Genomic DNA, 18,757 nt, shown 5'->3' on the forward strand with positions numbered 1-18,757 from the left:
AACTTTCGAGGCAGCAATGAGGCTGTTTGTTGTGTGATTAATCTCCTCAGTAGAATCTTGTGTTTTTTGATGCAGGTGAACGAGCCACATCTGCCACGACGGCAGAGCCACAGCCTTGCTCTCCTGCCCTAGTTGCCTCAATGGCGGCGAGATCAGCTGACATCTTTTGTATAAGCCCCAGTCCATATCATTATTACCAATCGTTTAATTACGACGCCTTGGTATCATCGGAATCGAGCCTCTGTCTCTTATCTTGTCACCTATGACGTATTCAAAGCAGTCAACAGCTTCAACCAAAGCTCGTCACTGAGCATTAGTCGGGGCATAGCAAACTCGTTGTATCGTTGTGTGATAACTATAATGATGCTGGTTTCTATTTTAAATCAACAATATATTTCGAAACGTCAACAGCCCCTAGAAGAAGATTTTAAAAATGCACACGTGTACATTAAATGGTTGCCCGGTAATGGCTGAGACCGGGCTCTGTCTGGCTTTTTGAGGTTACAATAGCCGTTTTCATTACACTTTAAATTTCTGTGCCACCGTGCTCAGGCTCATCGCCATTCCATTGAGTTCGTTGCTCAGTGTCAGTAAATCCTGAGAGTAATGTCCTGCCTGTTCCGTTTGCTGCTGGGTTTCTTCGACATGTTGTACCATTAACGCCGAAACAGTTTGTTGTTCTTCGGTGGCTGCAGCGATCTGATCGTTCATTGAATCAATGGTGTTCACGGTAGCACTGATCGCCTGTAAACTGGTTCCGGCAGTGCCCGCCAGACTGACGGACTGATTGACATGTTCAGTACTGGATTCCATGGCAAGTACCGAAGCCTTGGCTGCGTTTTGGAGTTGTTGCAGCATTGAATTGATTTCTTCTGTCGATTCCTGAGTCCGTGACGCCAGGCCCCTGACTTCATCGGCGACTACAGCAAAGCCGCGGCCCTGTTCTCCGGCTCGTGCCGCTTCTATAGCTGCATTCAAAGCCAGTAGATTGGTCTGTTCCGCAATGCCTTTTATTACGTCCAATACGACATTGACCCGCATTACATCCTTTTCCAGTTGTGAAACTTCCGTGGCAGCAGACTGTATTTGTTGAGCCAGACTTTGAATGCCGGTGACTGTCTGATTCACAATGCCGTGCCCTTTTTCTGCTTCGAGGTTTGCCTGGCGAGCAGCATCGGCAGCATCGGAAGCGTTTTCAGCAATATTTTGTACACTGAGACTCATTTCATCTACTGACAGTTTGGCTTGTTGTGTATTCTGGCTCTGGGCTGCCATCGCGGATTGCAGGTCCCGGCTCAGAGAATTGACGGACTGGGATGCATTGGCCAATGGTTCTGCGGTTTGCACGATCTCTTTGACAATGGATTGCAGCTTGTCGACAAAACTGTTGAACCAATGCACCAGATCTCCCACTTCGTCCTGGGCATTGCTCTTTAGCCGTATCGTTAAATCACCATTGTCCTGTGCGATGTTTTTTAAGGTGTCGATCACACCTTGCAGATTCTTTTTAATGGTTGAGCTGATGGGGATGGCAACGACAAAAAGGATAAAAATCATCACTGAACCCAGGGTCATACCAATTGTGGTGATATCACTTGCGGCATGATTCGCGTTGTCGAAGGCGCCGGTGAACGTAGCGAGGCGCTCTTTATCAAAATCTTTCAATTGAGATTCAAGGGTGCTGAGGGAGCTCGACAAGGTCGCACTGCGTTGTCCCACCGTTGAATAATCGATGGTGCCGTCAACCATTTCTTTAGAGAGGGTAAACGCGAGGGAATAGTACTTGTCAAAGGCTGCAGAGAGGGTTTCTATGGTAGCTTTGTTTTCAGTGGAGACCTGTTTGGCTTTGACAAAATTGACACGAATATCATCCGCCAGCTGTTTGGTGGATTCCAGCATCTCGGCCTCACTCGCAGATACTGCAGTACTTAGTGTATCCTTGATTTTTTCCAGTTTAGCCAGATTATTGCGCGCCATCATAAGCAGCGGGAACTCGACATTTCGGGCGTTGTCCAGCAACGTGACGGTGTTGTTGATGTAGCTGATACTGACTAGAAAGTAAGACAGAAATCCAAGTGTACCGAATAAAGGTATCAACAGGATTTTCTGTCGGATAGACAGCTTTCGGAAAAAATGCATACACACCTCAATTTTTTAGTTGTTATTGTTTAATTTTAGACAAATATGCCGGTTTTTCGAGGTTTCTGTTAACATCTCATCAAAATCAGGGTAATCTAGCAATAAATGATCAATTTGGTTGCACATATTTCAAGTGTAGGTTAAAAAATGCTCAGTCACAAACCATTTTGAATAGAATCCAATGGATTATTCAATGCTCCTCGGAGAGCAACAAGCCGTTTTGCTTTAAGTCGTTCTTGTATGATTGTGAATTGATTGTAATGTAATCAAATCGATTGATTATTGCTAGGTTGCCCCTGTATAAGGCCCTAAAATGTCCTGGTATCATATTGAAAACTGGTTGGCTAACCAATAAACTCTCCGTAATGCTCAACACCTTATGAAGGCTTGTTCGGAGGTACCTTTATGAACGCGATACCAATAAAGCCACGAAAAGTAACTTTTGATGTATCCACTGTGCCACGACATTGGAATGGTGGAGGTTCCGTGCGAGCTCGTTTCTTTGATGTCCTATCGGTGCACTTCCCCGAGGGTGAGTGGTTTTTTATTCAGTCGGGGCGGCACGAGGATCGAATAAAGGAGCCGGGGTTGCGTGAAGATATCCGCCACTTCACTCGTCAAGAGGGGCTGCATGGTATTGTCCATGACCGCATCAATGAGAAAATGGTTAGGCTGGATATATATGTTGACCAGGTTACTGGCAATCTGAGGCGTTTTATTCGTTCCTCACAAAAGCATCTGCCAGAAAAGTACCAGCTGGCGATGACAGCGGCTTTCGAGCACTTTACGGCTACTTTGGGAGAGGCAATGCTTGAAGAATATGTTGACGTGTTTGGCGAGGCCAACCCTGTGATGAGAGCGCTGTTTCTCTGGTATGGAGTGGAAGGGGCTGAGCATAAGGCAGTGGTTTATGACGTTTACCAAACTGCGGTAGGCGGTGGGTATCTAATGCGAGCCTCGGCGCTGGTGGATACTATGTCGGTGCTTCATTTGGTAGCAGGGCCGGTTTTTGCAAACATGTTGCGCCTAGATGTCGCTATGCGCCAGCCAGGGAGTGTGCTGCGTGGGCTGAATCGAATCTATGGTCGCACTGGAATTCTGACCCGAATGTTGCCTGAATTTCTGGATGGGTTCCGCTCGGGCGTTCACCCTTGGGATACGGGTAAGCCAGAAAAAGTGGCGGCATGGTTGGAAGAATACGGCGATCATGGTAAACCGCTGCGTGCTTCTGTGGCTGTATACGGAACCGCTCCGATGAGTGAGGTAGCCTGAGTGGCCGGCGAGAAAGTCGCCACTGAGGTGGCTAGACTAAAGGCGATCACGACTCACTGCCACAGGCCGGGAAGGCACTGTGGCAGTTCAGCGATTCGTGACTTGCTTGAATTCCACGGAGTAATGATGAGCGAAGCCTGCTGTTTCGGCCTTGGGGCGGGACTCGGTATTACCTACGTGGAACTACCAGGCTCCGATACCCCGTTCATTGTTCATGTGCGTTCAATGGGCTTCGAAGAAAAGGTATTTAAAACATTGGCGGTGCCTTTTGCTTGGACCAGTTATAGCACCAAGTTGTCCGCCAGTACAGCTCTTCATCATGCATTGCAGGAAAATCGGCCAGCATTGTTGTTAACGGATATCTACCATCTTCCATATTTTGGCAGCAGCACGCATTTTCCCGGGCATGCTATCGTGGCGTGGTTGCTCGATATGGAACGTGAGGAGGTGCTGGTCAGCGATACCGAACGCCCAGAGTTTATCGCAGTTCCTGTGGGAAGCTTGGCGGAGGCTCGTTTTTCCACTTCACCACCCTTCATTCATCATGGCAGCATGTTCGCGCCTCATGCTATTGATACCAGTGTGACATCAGAACGTGTGCGCAAAGCACTGTACGATAACGCCTGTTCTTTGGCAAACGGCAATCGTTTCAGTGGTCTAGAGGCATTGGATACTTGGGTTGCGGCGCTGCCACGTTGGGCAGAGGAGGGAAACTGGCACTGGTCGCTGCGTTTTGCCTATCAGGTAATCGAAAAGCGTGGTACTGGCGGTGCCGGATTTCGTGCCATGTACGCCGAGTTTCTGGAAGAGGCGAGCGAGATATTGCCCGCAGTGGGAAGCGCGAAGTTGGTGGAATTGATGCGCGGCGCGGCAGCGAGCTGGTCTGATCTGGCTTCAGTGCTCAAAATGGGCTCCGAGTCAACGGTGTTTCCATTGACCGAAATTGAGCGTGCCATTCAGCATGTAAGGACGCGCGAGTCACAGTACGTGCAACGTGTGCTGGATGTTTTTAGCTGAGTCGCAGCAAATCGCCAGCGCTTACGGACTTGAAAAGAATGGATCTATTATAGTGAAAGATACCTTGATGGCGGATGGTAATATAGCTATCGCCAAGACCTTTTTTGGAACATCTCATCCTTTGTTCAATGCCTTCGGTGTGGAAGTGGAGGAAATCGGCAAGGGGCGAGCCGTGATGAGTCTCGCCTGCAGCCATACTATTTGCAATCGAGCTGGGGGGGTGCATCGTGGGGCGGTAGTCACGTTACTGGACACCAATTGTGGGTTGGCAATCTTTTCCCAGCTTGGCGATATGCGCCCGATTGCCACGGTTGATCTGCGCGTTGACTTTATTAACGAAGCACCTGTCGGTGAGGGGGTTTACAGTGAGGTGGAGTGTTTTGCTGTGCAAGGCGATATTGCCTATGTGCGCGGCCGCGCTTTCGTAAACTCAGATCAAACCTTGCTGGCTTCGGTGTCTGGCTCGTTTGCTGTGGGTACCCTTGGCCCTGCATTTGATTCGCCGATAACGGAAAGGAGTCAGGACAATGTGTGAGCCAACATTTCTGACACGCTTAAGAAAAGGATAGATACAATGGTGCTGAACCAACTCCAGAAAGAGATGCTTGAGACTACGCCCTTTGTTGAATTTCTTGGGCTTGAAGTGGTGACTTCGGATGAAGGTATCGCCTATCAATTGCCTTTCCGCGAGGAGCATATCGGCAACACGCTGTTGCGTACTTTTCATGGCGGCATCCTCGCAAGTTTTGGCGAGATCACTGCCGCTCTCTATCTGGTCCAATCGCTTGAACTTGAGAAGGTGCCTTCATGCAGCAGCATGACGTTTGATTATCTGCGACCAGCGTTTGCCGGAAATATTCGCGCGGAGCCTCGCCTTGTCCGCGCGGGCAGGCGTTTTATCGTTGTTTCAGTGGATATCTATCTGGAAAAAAAACTCGTCTCAATCGGTCGCATTATCTACACACGTTAATCGAAGGAGTGTAATGTGACCATATCACAAACTTTACTTCGTGCTGAGCAGCTACACCCTAATGGCACTGCCACGATTTACAAGGAGAGAAAACAGTCATGGCGGGATTTTGGAACCGCGTTGCATGTCTGGCCTCGGGCCCTGATATCCTCGCCAGCATAGTAAATACGACCTGTATCTCCGGATGCTGGAGTAGGCGAACAGGGTGCGAAGTTGATCTGTAGGGGTCAAGAGTAGCTTCGCCCTAACCTTTTCGGATATCAGTTCATTCAGGTCATAGCTTGGTGGGTTGCTTTCGAATGCCTGAGCATCGTTGGTCAGGGTTTCGCCGTCCAGGCGTTGTGCCGCAATCCGGAAGGCGAGGGTGTCCTCGAGAATCGGGCCCGAGATCATTGCGGATGTATCGATATATTGCGCTTGTGTGCGGTATCCCAGGCGTCCGGCTGCTTCCCAGTCAAAGCTCGGGTCTTTGGTTTTGATAACGATTGAGCCGCCAATACTGTTGCGACCATTGCTGGTGGACTGCGGGCCGCGGAACACTTCGATCTGTTCAATATCCCAGAGGCCGCTGTCGCCGGTCAGATCTGCTACAAAGGGCTCGGCGACACCATCAATCAAAGTGGAAACCCGTGCCTTTGCACCTCCGGAAATGGAATTGAAGCCACCTGCCGAGCCGTTCCCCGATACACCTCGAATATCCGGGACAGAGCCGGATAAAGTCACCACATTGTTGATTTCCGAAACCGCCTCGCGCAGCGTTTTATAACGCATCCCGCTGAGCTTGTCCTCGGAGATGACGGCGACCGAAGATGTGGTTTCCTTAATGGAGCGCTCTGCTTTCTCGCCCATGATCACTACGGATTGCAGTGTCGATGTCGGTGTGTCGGATCCGTCTGCGGCGACTGCGCCGAGTCCCAGTGTGGCCAGACCCATTCCCAGTGTTATCTTCGGAACCCAAGTTTTATGACTCATCGTTTACCAACCCCTTATTGAACTGCCACGTCATCATTTCGTGAGGCAACATTACCCGGAGTTAATAATTAAGTCAAATAAAAATCATTATCATTTAGATTTGTGTTGGCTGGAGCTATCCTTCGGACTCCAGCGATGTCCTGCCAGGCTAGTGATCAACCCGGCCACGGAGCGCTTTGGTTTTACCCCGCTGTGATTTCTTGTCCATTCTACGTTGTTTTGAGCCATAGGTTGGTTTAGTGGCCCGCCGGGATTTATGTTGCACAATCGCCGACAATATCAATTCCTTGAGTCGCTCCAGTGCATCTTCCCGGTTTTGTTCCTGGGTACGAAACTGTTGAGCCTTGATGATAATCACACCTTCTTTAGTAATGCGTTGATCCGACAACGCCAGCAGTCGTTCCTTGTAAAATGCTGGCAGGGTCGAGCGTTTGATATCAAAGCGTAAATGCACTGCACTCGACACTTTATTGACATTCTGCCCACCCGCACCCTGGGCGCGAATTGCCGAAATCTCGATTTCCCAGTCTGCAAGGCTGACATGGTTGGAAAGCGTAAGTGCGACGGCCATAAGTTAACTCGTAATCCGGTTGTTTGATTTTGGGTGTGTATTCATTGTATGGATTTGGAGGAGGGTAGGTCTAGCCCATTCCAGTTATCAAAGTAGCGGTGGCTTAGATTGCTTATCGAAATAGATAAATTAGTATCGTTGCAGATAATAAAATGCTGTTTATCTATCCCCTCATGAATTGTTAACGCCATAAAAGTTCAATAAAAACATTTGTTTAAAGTTTTATTCTTCGTTGCACCGAATCTGGCACACCACATGCTTTTATCTGCACAACAAATCACGGTGCCTGGGAACATTGCTCAGGGAGAACAACAGGAGGGACGAACATGGCGAACACGACTATTTTTCATACGCGACGCGGTCGAGCGATCCCGGCGGCGGATGCGGTCAATCAGGCAGGCGGTCGTGCTTATCAACATACTGCTGAACAGGCACTTGCGCAGTATGCCATGACCGGATGTTTTAATCAGACATTTTATGCTGGCGCGGTTGATCAGATTGCTACGGTCATGAGCTATGCCGATCAAGTCTCTCCCGAGTATTTGGCAAAACTGGCGGTTTTCGCCCGGGAACGGGGTTACATGAAGGATATGCCCGCATTTCTCACTGCTTTGCTGACCGTGAAAGGGCCAGAGTGGGTGCCTGTGATTTTCCCCCGGGTGATTGATAATGGTCGCATGGTTCGCAATTTTGTGCAGATCCTGCGCTCTGGTGTGATCGGTCGTAGATCATTGGGAACCATGCCCAAACGGCTGGTTAAAGAGTGGATCAGTCGCCGCGGTGAGGCGTCGCTGTTTATGGACTCAGTGGGCAATGCGCCATCCCTGCAGGATGTTATTAAAATGGTTAGACCTAAACCTGAAAATGCAATGCGGGAAGCGTTTTACGGCTACTTGATTGGTAAAAATCATAACGCGAGTGATTTACCGAAAGTGGTTCAGGAGTATGAGCGGTTCAAGCAGAACCAGGCAATGCCATTGCCGGATGTTGATTTTCGATTGCTGACAGCTTTGAACCTCAGCACGGATCATTGGGTCGGCATTGCTCGAAATGCTAACTGGCAAATGACACGGATGAATCTGAATACCTTCGCCCGTCACGGTGTGTTCCGGGTAAACGGTATGGATCAGGTGATCGCGCGACGACTGCGGGATGAAAAGGCCATTCGACGTGCCAAAGTATTCCCCTATCAACTGATGGCGGCGTACTTCATGGCCGATGAAACGGTACCGGATTCGGTAATAGACGCACTGCAGGACGCGATGGAAATTGCGCTACAAAATGTACCCGCAATTTCGGGTAATGTGGTGGTCTTGCCAGATACCAGTTACTCCATGACGCAACCGGTTACGGGATATCGCAAAGGTGCCAGCAGTAAAGTCCGCTGTGTGGATGTTGCGGCTCTGGTCTCTGCTGCAATTGTGGCGCGCAATCCGAAAGCACAGGTATTGCCGTTTGATACCAAAGTGCATTGGGTTCGGTTGAATGCCCGGGATTCCATCATGAGTAACGCCGCACGTTTGGCGGGGCTGGGAGGCGGTGGAACCAACTGCGCTGCACCGTTGATCGAGTTAAATCGTCAGAAAGCGAAAGTGGATACCGTGATCTATGTCAGTGATAACGAGTCCTGGGTGGATGCCCAACGTTTCGGCTACGGGTACGCAAGTAGATCAGGGGCCGGTACCGGTGTGATGGCGCAATGGTCTATCCTGAAACAGCGAAACCCGGATGCAAAACTGGTGTGTATCGATGTCGTGCCAAACCGAACAACGCAAGCCATTGAGCGTGAGGATATTTTAAATATTGGCGGATTTTCCGATCAGGTTTTCAGCGTGATCGATGATTTCATCCGCAACGAACCTCAGCGTTGGGTACAGGCCATCAACCGTCTGTCCCTGAGCTGAAAACGATTAACTGGCCAAATGCCGGGCAAGACTACATTCCCTGTAGTGTCTCGCTCAAAACCTTGTTGGCCAGCCTTTTTAAAATTTGGCGAATGCCGGTGTGACTACATCATTAGGGGTGACCGGGTCGCGGGTTCGAATCCCGCCCATATTGTGTTTTGATATGGTAGCTCAGCGGGTAGAGCAGGAAACGTCTCACCACTCTTTGTCGCCAAAGGGCAGTGCTCGAAAGAGCACTTCTCCGTGATATTTATAGCGTTTTTGTTTGGACTGTTGTGGATGTTACGGAGAAGTGCTTTGCCTTGGATTCAGCTTGTAACCCAAATAACTCGTCGGTAATTTTTTTTCTGCGTACTCGCAGTGGGAAGTTATGAGAGCCAGTGCAGCGTTTTGAGTGGGTTCTCCGTTTAAACTTTTAGTCTCATATTATGCTTTGGGCCATGTATGCCTCAGTTCTGCGTTGATCCCGGAACGCCAATCAATGACAGAAAAAATGAAATAATACTGTATAAGGAAAATCAAAATGTCTCTCAGGACGAGTGTTCAAGTTTTAGCCTGTACGTTATCTTTCCCGTTATCTGCCGCGATACTGGACATCACCGACTTTGGCGCAACACCCGGTGATTATTCCGATGATGATGCCATCGCGATCAATCTCGCAATTGATGCGGCGAACGTGGGTGATGTTGTTTCAGTTCCCGCTGGAAAGTTTCATCTGCGAACGCCCATTGTGATGAAAAGTGATGTCAGTTTGAAAGGGGTGAGCTATCAGGAATCAGAACTGGCCACTCTGTATTACGGTGACGATACCTACCTGATCTATGCTAACGGTGTATCGGATGTCGCCATTGAAAATCTCCGGCTGAAAAGTAACTCTGCAAGCCAGGGTGTTGAGTCTCTGGTTTACGTTAAAAACGCCACCAATGTCACTATTCGCGGCAGCAGCTTACACCGCTTTATCCGTCACGGAGTTTACTTCAACAACACAGTAAATGGCCGGGTCGATGAATCTCGATTTCTCGATGCCACGGAGACCGATCTAGGCGGGCATGGCTATGGTGTGGTGTTTACAAATGGTTGTAACGCAGGCCGGGTAGATGACAGCCAGTTTATCGGGCCTAAAATCCGTCATGGCGTCGTCATCCAGGGGAACAAAGTTGACTGGAATCCCAGTCATGACATTATGATTAAAAACAACTATTTCGAAAACAACGTCCAGGACTCAATCGATCTACATGGTTATGGGGAATACAACAACTACGTGATCTATAACACCATAGAGGGCGATCCAGACAGCGATGTTATTGGTCGGGGTATTGGTGTTGGAGAGGATGTGCATGGCCCGTCCGGTACCGGAAATGTTATTCAATACAATGTGATCAACAACACCCGTTATGGCATCCACATCCTCACCGGCTCCGAAGATGTCACCGTAAAATACAACACCATCAGCAATTGCAAACGCTACGGCATCTACGTACAAGACGGTTCCGATCTCGATATCCGCGACAATACCATCACCGGCTGTCAGAAGTGGGGTGTTTATGTCAAAGAAGGTGATGACATCACACTGCGATCCGCATCTCAAAATGGCAACCAGATCAATCAAAACGGCCTACAGGGCTCCGCCTACGGCGGCGTTCGGTTTGACGCAGGCGTTACCGGGTTAAACGTACAAAACAATAACTTCTGCGACAATGACGCATCGGGTGGCGTCAACCTGTCGAGTGAAGGCACGGGAATCATTGCTGATAATTTGTGTCAGTAGAGAAGGTAATACCTCTGGAGGGGGAAGTGCACCCAGTGTCCCCCGTAGGGGGTAAGTGCTATAGCCGGTGGCTTCAGCCACCGGAATCTTTATCAACCTGCACTTTGTTCGAGCTGTCCGTGGCTTGTTGCTTTTCATCCGCTTCGATTTCCTCTCGATATCGGCGTTGCGCTTGTTCTTCTGCTAACGCTTGTTGCCTTAATCCCGGAAGATCAGGGTATTCTCTCGATAGTTCGGAAAGGCTTTTTACAGGAGACCCGTCGTCGTCCTCCAAATTGAGATCTATTATTGGTCTTCTTCTCATTTCTTTGTCCGATTATTGTTGCGTGAACTTATACTGTAACGCCGACTCGTTTTGGCTACCAGTGTTTATTCAACTAATCTGGAGCACTAATAACTGCGTTTATAATTACTGCAAACCATACTGAGGCCGATGGCTAGACAAACCTTAAACGAGTGGGGCTGTTTCAATGAATTAAATTGCTATATGCTTCCCGTTCAATACGAAAATACCAAAATATTTTCGGCTCTTTAACAATTCAATTAAATCAGTAGGTTACAAATTGGGTGGAAATTTAGGTAAATGCACCTGAATTGTTGTTACTTATTGTTGTAGCTTATTTCTTTCACGCTAGACTATAGTTCACTGCCGCACAGGCAGCTTAGAAATATCAGATGGGACAAACGCCCATCCACACTTAGTTCACTGCCGCACAGGCAGCTTAGAAAACCAGAACTGAGAAACACGGCGACGAAGAAGTGTTCACTGCCGCACAGGCAGCTTAGAAAACTGGCCTCTATTAAATGTTTGCCAGCCAAGCGTTCACTGCCGCACAGGCAGCTTAGAAAAGAAATATTCGCGCAAAGTTTGTAAAAAATCTGTTCACTGCCGCACAGGCAGCTTAGAAAATATTAGAACAATTAAAATTGTGGGTCTGGTAGTTCACTGCCGCACAGGCAGCTTAGAAAAATGATTGATAAATTTGTCGTTGTAATCTCGAGTTCACTGCCGCACAGGCAGCTTAGAAAAAGGCGTTACTACAAACGGCTCTCGAGAAAAAGTTCACTGCCGCACAGGCAGCTTAGAAAACAGCAATTATCGCATCGGTACTTAGAGCCATGTTCACTGCCGCACAGGCAGCTTAGAAAAAAAGAGCCCTGGAGATAATAGGGTTTGTGCCGTTCACTGCCGCACAGGCAGCTTAGAAACGAAGGCCAGAGCCTGACTTTATTGATCAGGTGTTCACTGCCGCACAGGCAGCTTAGAAAAGTAACGAGACTATAAACTTTATACTCCCATTGTTCACTGCCGCACAGGCAGCTTAGAAAACGTACGCTCTCTTTTAGAATGCGCTCCAGCGGTTCACTGCCGCACAGGCAGCTTAGAAAAGACCATGATCAGTTTTTACTGCTGTACAGTGGTTCACTGCCGCACAGGCAGCTTAGAAATGAACTGGGGATATTCTCAGCCAACACGCCATGTTCACTGCCGCACAGGCAGCTTAGAAAGCTGAAATCAATTTGAATCCGTTGCGATGTTTGTTCACTGCCGCACAGGCAGCTTAGAAATAAAAAGGGATATCCCCGTCGTCCAAGTCTTCGTTCACTGCCGCACAGGCAGCTTAGAAAACCAAGTCTCAATTCACGGTTAGCTAAATCGAGTTCACTGCCGCACAGGCAGCTTAGAAAAAAAGCGGTGGTCTACGCTGACCGTTCTGCGAGTTCACTGCCGCACAGGCAGCTTAGAAAAGATCCGGGTGCTTTGGCTAATGGCCAGTTGGGGTCACTGCCGCACAGGCAGCTTAGTAACAGTGCTCTGGAAAAAATAGATCCTGAAGAAATGCCTGATGGCTAGCTTAACAAGTCAGTCTTCAAAATAGACTGACTTGTTCTTTTGCTCTTCTACTAAATCAATTTATTGATACTGGGTGCCAAAACAACACATCTATTAATGCCCAATCTTCATCTGACTTCGAGTACCAATACGATTGTATGCAGTCTTTGTAAAATTGCCGGTTTTCTTTGATTTGCTGATGTTCTCTCTTCGATTTTGATAGTATTCCTCCGATATGGCGGCGTTGACTTGCTGGCTCCACCTCGTTCAGTCTGATGATTTTCGATTTTGATGATCCAAATTTCGACTCAATAAATTGCTCACTTCTGCCGATTAAATCGTCAATATCATGGGATGGGTCGGTAAAAATAGTATGTTTTGCGATGCCTTGTTCACACTGCTCCCACGCATAGTTATAGAAATCTGGAACGTCTTTCACATTTTGATATGCGTACGTGTGTGTCTTTTCCCATGTTTGAGCAAGTGTATTGCACTGTGCTTTTTGGTTTTCAGTGAGATGTAGCCGGTCTAATCCTGCGAAAAATTTTTGTTGTTCTGATTTGTTATCATATCGGCGCAGCCCTAACGTGTACCATTTGCACGATTCAATATTGTTGCTCTGCACGCCTTGGTTGGTTTCCAATGCGTACGCTAACGTATATTGAGACGGGGCATAACCTTGTTCTGCGGCCATAAAATGCCAAGTTATTGCATTGTCGCCTGAATCCTCCGTATCAGCGTTATCGCTCAATTGCTGGGCATAATACCACTGGGCGATAACGTAGCCCGACTCTGCCGCTTGTTTTAGCCAATTCGTTGCATCCTCGTTAGTGCGATATTTATCACTATTTTGATCATGTTGCCCGAGCGCCAGTTGTGCGTCGACGAATCCGGAATTGGCTAATTTTTCCAATTGCTTCAGAGGCCTCGAAATTTCCGCTGGTGAAACATCAGACAGAGCTTTGACTTGTGTTATCAACGCTTGCCGGGTCGAATCGTCCAGAATTGCAAATTTCAGACTATCTCGTTTCATCGCCATCTGCTTAGCTCTTTCGACTAAGCTAAGGTGCTCTTCACCGTTGTTGAATTTCAGTTCAAACGTTGTTGTTGGTGTTTCGTTTTCTGATTGCTTCGAGCAGCTGGTTAACATTATCGCTGATAGTGCAATCATGGACAGCTGATTGAAGACGTAACGCGAATTAAGTGCGAACATGATTAGTCTCTATAGGGCGATGCGTAGTTGAAGTGTGAAGGGGAGTTGATGTGTTCAGGATGGTTTTTTCTATGCTCCGCTTCAAGTTGAGCAACCACGCCTTCATATGCTCTCTTCAATTCAGATATTTGATCCCTTTTTGAGCGATACGCAAATGTAGTATCTTTACAGCTTGTTAACATCCCGTAGTTAATGTGTTCAACTTCCATTTGGTGTACGCTCATCAACAGCTCGTACACTAACCGAGTATCAGTGGAATCCTTGCACTCAAAACGCTCGGAAGATGACCTCAAGTCGCAGTCGACTTGCGTGAAGCCTGGGGGAGTGAGCGTGTTTTTGTATCTTTTAACTCTGCCGGGTGAAACGCAGCTGTACGGATTTCTTCGGCTGACCATGTTTTCGAGAGCTTTCGGGTCAAATGTTATGCCTTTTGGCGCATCCGTAAACTGGCTGATGAATAATTTGTTATCTCGCTCGTAAAATTGATTGCGGATTCCTTCATACACTGCGGATATCTTAAGGTTTATATCGTTAAATTGTTCTTGAACGAGCTTATCTATCGTCGAGCTGTTGGTTACGATCACCCCAGAGTCCCGGATTAATATTTCCACGGCCTCTTGCGCTTCAAAGGCACTTCGAAATACGTGTCCATCGAATAGTCTCAGCAGGGATTGTTTGACAGCCTGATAGTGTTCGTTTTTGGGGCTTGGAAAATGCTGGGCTGCGGAGTCAATCGCTGTCATTATATCTGCTCGATAGACGCCTGAAAGTTTATTCAGAATTTTCTGTGGTTCCTTAAAACTCTCCTGGTGCATTTTTTCAAATTCATGAACAGCTAAATTGGCTATGGCGAGTGGAAGTGCTGCGCGAGTCGCGACAGCTGAAGCGGCAGTGCCCATGCCTCGGGGAAGCACCTTCGCAATGTTAAGGCCAAAATTGAACCACGTGAAAATCTGAAAGAAAGGCAGTTTTGTTTCAATCGGCTTGGGGTGAACTCGATTGATAGCGAGTTTCATATTGTCTCGCCACAAATTTATCTCTTCTTTAATCGCGCGGGCGACAACCGTCTCTGTTTCCGGTGTTCCGATTACGATTCCCGTAGCTGTTGTCTTCGCTTGCATTCTGAATGCGTTGTTCATGAGTAATAAGTCCGTTTATCAATCTAGGTAGTTTTGAAGTTGAAGCTCAGAAATCTTCGTGGCTTGCCGGATCCGGGGGAGGGTAGATGAGTACTAATAAGCCGGTCATTTCGAGTCATCCTGATCGTTCACATTCCTTTTGCATCAGCTCTAACGAGCGTGAATAAGGGCATCATAAATGACAAATAGTCTGGTAATCAACAGTCCGTCGTTGTGAACGAGAACCTCGGCTGTGCCGTGGACGAACACTTCGGTCAACAAACGGATTTAGCAGTCAGGCTGTTGCAAAAGAAAAAAAGGACTGTTCGCAGGCGGGATTGTCGGCAAAAAAACCATCAATGCGTTTTCTTCCCAAGATAACCTCGTGCTCAAAATCGGTAATCGCGGTACCGATGTAAATGTCCTTCAACTCATGCTCGCAGTGTACGGCCAGAAAGTCATACACGACGGCATATTTGGAACGGGCACGAAAGAGGCATAAAACAACAGCAGCGATTATTACTGCTGCAAACGGACGGCATATTTGGGCGGAAGACTCGAAAGAAAATGCTGGCTTAGAGAGGTTTACGGTTAGCCATAACTTAAGCGAGCCGGGTTATCTCAATCAATTGAATTGTGACATATTCTTCATTAAAATCGAAAATACCAAAAATTTCAGTTTTTTCAACAGTTCAATTAAATCAATAGGTTACGAAATAGGTGAAAAATAGGGTATTTTCACCCGAGTTGTCGTTACTTATTGTTGTAACTTATTTTTTTCACACTAGACTATAGTTCACTGCCGCACAGGCAGCCCAGAAAACCATATGCCGTCAGGTGTGAGCCGAACGTTGGTTCACTGCCGCACAGGCAGCCCAGAAAAAGTTATTACACTCAATCTCGATGAGTCTGCTATTCCATCGTTGCACAATAAAAATAGAAGACTGTTCACAGTGTTTCATAAATATATATTGTCATAGATGAACAAGAGTGAATCGGTAGTTTCTTCAGTCGATTCATTCTTTTTTGTGTTTTGACAACTACATCAACTTCGTGAATTGATCTGATAGTATGGGATGTGTAGTATTGGAAACCGGTTATGGATAAGACCGAGCTAGATCAGGATTGATCATATTTTTCACGCTTCGGCCTGTCTGTTTTTTCGTTACTTATTCAGTGCGCCCTTGCCTATGCGTGAAATTCTCACTGTCCTCATCAGCGCAATCGTCATTTTAACAGTCACACTGTTGTATAAGTTTGGCTGGGTTGACTCATCCGAGGAATCAAACATTCCCTCATCGGAAGTAAGAGTCCATCGGCAGCAAGCTGATTTTCATAGTATCTGTTACGATTTGGCTCTTGACGGGCTTCAACGACTCGAAGGTTGCTTGAAAGTTGCAGAACGAGACAAATCGGTAGTACTGAATTTAAGCAATTTGGGACTGAAGCAGATACCGGTTGATGCGTTCAAAAGACTAAGTCATTTAACAACCTTGAATCTCAGTTCGAACAAACTGTCAAAGCTGCCGTTATCTATCACATCAGATTTATCCAACCTTAAAACGCTTTATCTTGATCAAAACCAGTTCGACATGTTCCCCTCCGCAGTGTTTCAAATGAAAGGACTGCAGTTGTTGTCTATCGGGGAAAACCAGTTGATCGAGGTTCCAGCGGAGCTGAATAAATTAGCACAACTGGAAGTTCTCATTCTGAAGGGCAACTCGTTATCTGAACTACCACATTCGCTTTCCGCGTTGACGCAATTACGATATTTGGATCTCTCCGAAAACCTGTTCCGCACGATACCAGACTCACTCCGAACCTTGTCGGAGTTGGAATATATGAATCTAGGCAACAATCCCCTGAACAATATTGACGGCCTGCTGGCGTTAAATTCGTTAAAAGGTGTTGGACTTGGTTGGACTGGGCTAAGCGTGCTCCCGGCAAGCATCAGCCAACTTAAGAAACTGCAATTTATTAAATTAAATGGAAATGCACTAACGACACTGCCGGAGACATTGGCACAACTACCTGCACTGCAGAAAAACTGGATCCCCAAGAGAAACATCGGGCCAACGCAGATCGATATTGAAATTCTTGAGGATTCGGGAGTTACGGCCAGCATGAATAACATTCAGTATTTAAGTGCTGATTTTTGTAATATCTGGATTGATATTACCAACAACCCACTCTCTCAAAAAAGCTTCACGAATCAATGCGAAAGGAAAAATGAAAATGGACTTAATACAAATGGAGCACCCGCACCGGGTCGGTGAGCGATTTATCTTCGTAGAATCATCAATACAGATAAGCTTTATACGCGAAGTAACTTAACCGGAAATACTAAGCAACTCAAACCCCAATCTTTAAGAACTGACAAATAGAATGAAGTAGTAAACGCTACCACCAGTGTAAGCGTCTTTAATTAGTGCTCGTATTTGCGCTGTTCACTGAAAGATAATATAGTGCTTCGCGGTATATCAGGATGCCGGATTAAAGGATATCGACTACAAGGAATGTTTCATGGCACAGTTTATTCTGAGCAATCAAGCTCTATCCTCTCACCAATTCCCTCAGGAATATAGAGCTAACGGAATCTATAGCGTTTCGGGATCCGTTAGTTTTTTATCTGCATACCAGCCCTATAGCTTTGGCCCCATTGATTCGGCAAATCGCCAGATATATAACTCATTAAGCACGGCTCCTGCTAGTGCGTTGCAACAAACGACATCGCTTTATGATCATTATTCCTCAGACACGGTTTTAGCCTTTGCGGAAATAATGAATCATATTCGAAAAATAAAAGAATCGCAGACAACAAAAGACTTCTCAATTGGTGCTGCTGGTGCCGCTACCAGCGTTTATGCGGAACGGATGAATGGATTCGCTAAAGCAGTGCTTCAATATGAGGGGGCTTTGATGAAATTCGCAAATGCTCGCCAGTCTGGAATTGCTCCTCGAATGAAACAGGGTCTTAAAGCGAATGCACAGAGAGCATTTGAGAATCTACAGCAGCAATTTTCCAACGAGCTTCGAATTGTGACCGGTCGGGTAAAGTCCAATCGCGGGACACCTTTGTCTAACGCGAATCGAGGCTTAAACATTGCTCGAAGCAGCAGAAGTCTCTCGAATTTGGAGATTCACAATCAGGTTCAGGCTCATAACCTGTTGAAATTTACCAAGCATGCTAACGTACTCGGAACGGGGCTAGTCGCCGTTGATTTTACGACCCGTGTTGGCAATATTTACAATGAGTACCAAGCTAATGGAAATTGGGAGCGTGAGCTGTTTGTTCAATCAGCAAGTTTTGCTGCAAGCACAATGACAGGCGTTGCTCTGGCAAATATTGGAACGACCGCTGTAGGTTTTTTGCTGGCATTGACGCCGGTTGGTTGGGTTGGTCTCATCGTTGGTGGGGTTGCAGTAGTTGCTGGTACTGCAGCAGCTTCTGTCTGGGTCAATAATCTGATTAGTTCCAATAGTGGAGATTGGTACGATCAGATTATGAATTGGTTGGCTTTTTAATGTTAGAAGATTTCGCGCTAATTATTTTCCTGCTGCTAATGCTCTTTGCGATTGAGATTCTTATTTTCGCACAGGTCACAATTAGAAAGCTTGAGCGAAGTTCGGAGCTCAAAGAACAGTTCGGATTAGAGCTGATTAGTGGCTGGCGAATACTCAACGTTGCGCAAGCATTAGCAATGCCAGCATTTTTATTTAATGTCATCAAGTCAGGGCCTCTGGGGCCCATGTTTGCCAATGCAAAATTGTTAAAGGCGAATACGACATCGATTGATAAATGTTTAGCTCATCTTTTGTTTTGGACTATGTATACCTGTGGTTTTTTAATCGTAAGTGTGATGATCGCAGACGTAGGCTTTGGGGTGTTCGGTTAGCCTTTGCTAGCCATTCCCTTGTACTCTCGTTTTTTAGAGTCCCTCAGCCTATACTGTTTTATTGATATTGTTGTTGACATTAT

Annotated in this window: 15 protein-coding genes and 1 CRISPR repeat array; of the genes, 9 read left to right on the forward strand and 6 right to left on the reverse strand. The window is 46.9% G+C overall.

The genetic code is table 11. From position 1 onward, the window contains the following. Positions 1–519: 519 nt before the first annotated feature. Entirely contained in the window at positions 520–2,139 is a 1,620-nt protein-coding gene (locus OLMES_RS06260; protein ID WP_087460476.1) for a methyl-accepting chemotaxis protein, read from the reverse strand. 405 nt (positions 2,140–2,544) lie between these two features. Between OLMES_RS06260 and OLMES_RS06265 the strand changes: the two genes are divergently transcribed. Genes OLMES_RS06265 through OLMES_RS06280 form a run of 4 tightly spaced genes read left to right on the forward strand, consistent with a single transcriptional unit; the run spans position 2,545 to position 5,398 of the window. Further along, on the forward strand, positions 2,545–3,411 hold the full coding sequence (locus OLMES_RS06265; protein WP_087460477.1) for a metal-dependent hydrolase: 867 nt from the start codon (positions 2,545–2,547) through the stop codon (positions 3,409–3,411). Next, positions 3,412–4,428 carry a BtrH N-terminal domain-containing protein gene (locus tag OLMES_RS06270; RefSeq protein ID WP_232465275.1) on the forward strand — a complete coding sequence of 339 codons (1,017 nt, stop codon included), beginning with the start codon at positions 3,412–3,414 and terminating at the stop codon, positions 4,426–4,428. Continuing rightward, positions 4,415–4,963, forward strand: coding sequence for a PaaI family thioesterase (locus OLMES_RS06275; protein WP_232465276.1), 549 nt, complete (start codon positions 4,415–4,417; stop codon positions 4,961–4,963). Before OLMES_RS06270 ends, OLMES_RS06275 begins: the two co-directional genes overlap by 14 nt. A gap of 39 nt (positions 4,964–5,002) precedes the next feature. After that, positions 5,003–5,398 (forward strand): PaaI family thioesterase, encoded by a 396-nt coding sequence (locus tag OLMES_RS06280; RefSeq protein WP_087460478.1) that lies wholly within the window; start codon positions 5,003–5,005, stop codon positions 5,396–5,398. A gap of 96 nt (positions 5,399–5,494) precedes the next feature. Here OLMES_RS06280 and OLMES_RS06285 read toward each other — a convergent pair whose 3' ends face one another. Both OLMES_RS06285 and arfB read right to left on the reverse strand, forming a co-directional pair. Continuing rightward, positions 5,495–6,370 (reverse strand): TonB-dependent receptor plug domain-containing protein, encoded by an 876-nt coding sequence (locus tag OLMES_RS06285; RefSeq protein ID WP_198343241.1) that lies wholly within the window; start codon positions 6,368–6,370, stop codon positions 5,495–5,497. 148 nt (positions 6,371–6,518) lie between these two features. Then, complete coding sequence (arfB, locus tag OLMES_RS06290) at positions 6,519–6,941, reverse strand: alternative ribosome rescue aminoacyl-tRNA hydrolase ArfB (RefSeq protein ID WP_087460479.1); 423 nt, start codon at positions 6,939–6,941, stop codon at positions 6,519–6,521. Between the two features lie 326 nt (positions 6,942–7,267). Here arfB and OLMES_RS06295 point away from each other — a divergent pair, with 326 nt between their 5' ends. After that, positions 7,268–8,845 (forward strand): vWA domain-containing protein, encoded by a 1,578-nt coding sequence (locus tag OLMES_RS06295; protein WP_087460480.1) that lies wholly within the window; start codon positions 7,268–7,270, stop codon positions 8,843–8,845. Positions 8,846–9,368: 523 nt separating this feature from the next. After that, positions 9,369–10,613 carry a right-handed parallel beta-helix repeat-containing protein gene (locus OLMES_RS06300; protein WP_087460481.1) on the forward strand — a complete coding sequence of 415 codons (1,245 nt, stop codon included), beginning with the start codon at positions 9,369–9,371 and terminating at the stop codon, positions 10,611–10,613. Positions 10,614–10,686: 73 nt separating this feature from the next. Here OLMES_RS06300 and OLMES_RS06305 read toward each other — a convergent pair whose 3' ends face one another. The 3 genes from OLMES_RS06305 to OLMES_RS06315 form a co-directional block, all read right to left on the reverse strand. Further along, positions 10,687–10,917, reverse strand: coding sequence for a hypothetical protein (locus tag OLMES_RS06305; protein ID WP_087460482.1), 231 nt, complete (start codon positions 10,915–10,917; stop codon positions 10,687–10,689). Between the two features lie 337 nt (positions 10,918–11,254). Further along, a CRISPR array of direct repeats spans positions 11,255–12,423; the repeat unit is 29 nt; unit sequence GTTCACTGCCGCACAGGCAGCTTAGAAAA. 100 nt (positions 12,424–12,523) lie between these two features. Then, entirely contained in the window at positions 12,524–13,360 is an 837-nt protein-coding gene (locus OLMES_RS06310) for a tetratricopeptide repeat protein (protein WP_157678186.1), read from the reverse strand. Between the two features lie 302 nt (positions 13,361–13,662). Then, positions 13,663–14,799, reverse strand: a complete 1,137-nt coding sequence (locus OLMES_RS06315; RefSeq protein ID WP_087460484.1) for a hypothetical protein — start codon at positions 14,797–14,799, stop codon at positions 13,663–13,665. 1,169 nt (positions 14,800–15,968) lie between these two features. Between OLMES_RS06315 and OLMES_RS06325 the strand changes: the two genes are divergently transcribed. From OLMES_RS06325 to OLMES_RS06335, 3 genes are all read left to right on the forward strand, one after another. Then, complete coding sequence (locus tag OLMES_RS06325; RefSeq protein WP_087460486.1) at positions 15,969–17,054, forward strand: leucine-rich repeat domain-containing protein; 1,086 nt, start codon at positions 15,969–15,971, stop codon at positions 17,052–17,054. A gap of 247 nt (positions 17,055–17,301) precedes the next feature. Then, positions 17,302–18,303 (forward strand): hypothetical protein, encoded by a 1,002-nt coding sequence (locus tag OLMES_RS28255; RefSeq protein WP_198343242.1) that lies wholly within the window; start codon positions 17,302–17,304, stop codon positions 18,301–18,303. Further along, the gene (locus OLMES_RS06335; protein WP_087460487.1) at positions 18,303–18,674 is read left to right on the forward strand and encodes a hypothetical protein; all 372 of its coding nucleotides are present in this window, start codon (positions 18,303–18,305) and stop codon (positions 18,672–18,674) included. The genes OLMES_RS28255 and OLMES_RS06335 overlap by 1 nt, the downstream gene beginning before the upstream one ends. Positions 18,675–18,757: the final 83 nt, after the last annotated feature.

It is taken from the genome of Oleiphilus messinensis (assembly GCF_002162375.1).
In the GTDB taxonomy this organism is placed as follows: Bacteria; Pseudomonadota; Gammaproteobacteria; order Pseudomonadales; family Oleiphilaceae; genus Oleiphilus; species Oleiphilus messinensis.

Excerpts from the sequence above, each read along its gene's own strand:
- OLMES_RS06260 (WP_087460476.1), bottom strand. The coding sequence starts at position 2,139 with ATGCATTTTTTCCGAAAGCTGTCTATCCGACAGAAAATCCTGTTGATA.
- OLMES_RS06265 (WP_087460477.1), top strand. The coding sequence starts at position 2,545 with ATGAACGCGATACCAATAAAGCCACGAAAAGTAACTTTTGATGTATCC.
- OLMES_RS06275 (WP_232465276.1), top strand. The coding sequence starts at position 4,415 with ATGTTTTTAGCTGAGTCGCAGCAAATCGCCAGCGCTTACGGACTTGAA.
- OLMES_RS06280 (WP_087460478.1), top strand. The coding sequence starts at position 5,003 with ATGGTGCTGAACCAACTCCAGAAAGAGATGCTTGAGACTACGCCCTTT.
- OLMES_RS06285 (WP_198343241.1), bottom strand. The coding sequence starts at position 6,370 with ATGAGTCATAAAACTTGGGTTCCGAAGATAACACTGGGAATGGGTCTG.
- arfB (WP_087460479.1), bottom strand. The coding sequence starts at position 6,941 with ATGGCCGTCGCACTTACGCTTTCCAACCATGTCAGCCTTGCAGACTGG.
- OLMES_RS06295 (WP_087460480.1), top strand. The coding sequence starts at position 7,268 with ATGGCGAACACGACTATTTTTCATACGCGACGCGGTCGAGCGATCCCG.
- OLMES_RS06300 (WP_087460481.1), top strand. The coding sequence starts at position 9,369 with ATGTCTCTCAGGACGAGTGTTCAAGTTTTAGCCTGTACGTTATCTTTC.
- OLMES_RS06305 (WP_087460482.1), bottom strand. The coding sequence starts at position 10,917 with ATGAGAAGAAGACCAATAATAGATCTCAATTTGGAGGACGACGACGGG.
- OLMES_RS06315 (WP_087460484.1), bottom strand. The coding sequence starts at position 14,799 with ATGAACAACGCATTCAGAATGCAAGCGAAGACAACAGCTACGGGAATC.
- OLMES_RS06325 (WP_087460486.1), top strand. The coding sequence starts at position 15,969 with ATGCGTGAAATTCTCACTGTCCTCATCAGCGCAATCGTCATTTTAACA.
- OLMES_RS28255 (WP_198343242.1), top strand. The coding sequence starts at position 17,302 with ATGGCACAGTTTATTCTGAGCAATCAAGCTCTATCCTCTCACCAATTC.
- OLMES_RS06335 (WP_087460487.1), top strand. The coding sequence starts at position 18,303 with ATGTTAGAAGATTTCGCGCTAATTATTTTCCTGCTGCTAATGCTCTTT.